The sequence below is a fragment of the Microbacterium sp. Bi128 genome (assembly GCF_918698205.1).
Genome location: NZ_CAKKMM010001314.1, coordinates 1 through 1,417 on the forward strand (window position 1 = coordinate 1; position 1,417 = coordinate 1,417).

Consider the following 1,417-nt stretch of genomic DNA (forward strand, 5'->3'; position numbering starts at 1 on the left):
AGCGACGACGACGTCGGCTTTTCCGCTTGATGTACAGCCAGAGTCCAAGCAGTCAGATTCCCTGCAGATCGCTTCACCCAAAGGAGCATATCCATGGCGCTTATCGATGCCATCCACGCCCGCGAAATCCTCGATTCCCGTGGCAACCCGACCGTAGAAGTTGAAGTCCTGCTCTCGGACGGCCAGATCGGCCGCGCAGCAGTTCCCTCCGGCGCTTCCACCGGCGAGCACGAGGCCGTTGAACTTCGCGACGGCGACAAGGGCCGCTACCTCGGCAAGGGCGTCCAGAAGGCCGTCGACGCGGTCATCGACCAGATCGCCCCGGCCCTGACCGGCTTCGACGCGACCGACCAGCGCAGCATCGACCAGGCCATGATCGACCTGGACGGCACCCCCAACAAGGGCAAGCTCGGCGCCAACGCCATCCTGGGCGTGTCCCTGGCCGTGGCCAACGCCGCCGCCGCCTCCGCTGACCTGCCGCTGTACAAGTACCTGGGCGGGCCCAACGCGCACGTCCTGCCCGTGCCCCTGATGAACATCCTCAACGGCGGCTCGCACGCCGACTCCGACGTGGACATCCAGGAATTCATGATCGTCCCGATCGGCGCCGAGACCTTCTCCGAAGGCCTGCGCTGGGGCGTCGAGGTCTACCACAACCTCAAGTCCGTCCTGCAGGCCAAGGGCCTGTCCACCGGCCTGGGTGACGAGGGCGGCTTCGCGCCGAACCTGCCGTCCAACCGTGCCGCCCTGGACCTGATCCAGGAAGCCATCAAGAACGCCGGCTACACCCCGGGCAAGGACATCGCCCTGGCCCTGGACGTCGCCTCCTCCGAGTTCTTCAAGGACGGCGCGTACCAGTTCGAGGGCAAGGCACTTTCCGCCACCGAGATGAGCGCCTACTACGCCGAGCTCGTGGCCGACTACCCGCTCGTGTCCATCGAGGACCCGCTGGATGAGAACGACTGGGAAGGCTGGAAGACCCTCACCGACACCATCGGCGACAAGGTCCAGCTCGTGGGCGATGACCTCTTCGTCACGAACCCGGCCATCCTGCAGCGCGGCATTGACACCAAGACCGCGAACTCGCTGCTCGTCAAGGTCAACCAGATCGGTTCCCTGACCGAGACCCTGGACGCCGTTTCCCTGGCCCAGCGTGCCGGCTACACCACCATCACCTCACACCGCTCCGGCGAAACCGAGGACACCACCATTGCTGACATCTCCGTTGCCACCAACGCGGGACAGATCAAGACCGGTGCCCCCGCACGCTCCGAGCGCGTGGCCAAGTACAACCAGCTGCTGCGCATCGAAGAGGAACTCGACGACGCCGCACGGTACGCCGGCCGCAGCGCGTTCCCGCGTTTCAAGGGCTAGTTAGCCGCGAAAACCGGTAACCGGTGGCTATGGTTGAAAGACC

Annotated in this window: 1 protein-coding gene; it reads left to right on the forward strand. The window is 65.3% G+C overall.

Annotation, left to right across the window (positions count from 1 at the left end; genetic code table 11):
- Positions 1–93: 93 nt before the first annotated feature.
- Entirely contained in the window at positions 94–1,374 is a 1,281-nt protein-coding gene (gene eno, locus LQV45_RS32330; RefSeq protein WP_018774732.1) for a phosphopyruvate hydratase, read from the forward strand.
- The last annotated feature ends 43 nt before the right edge of the window (positions 1,375–1,417 follow it).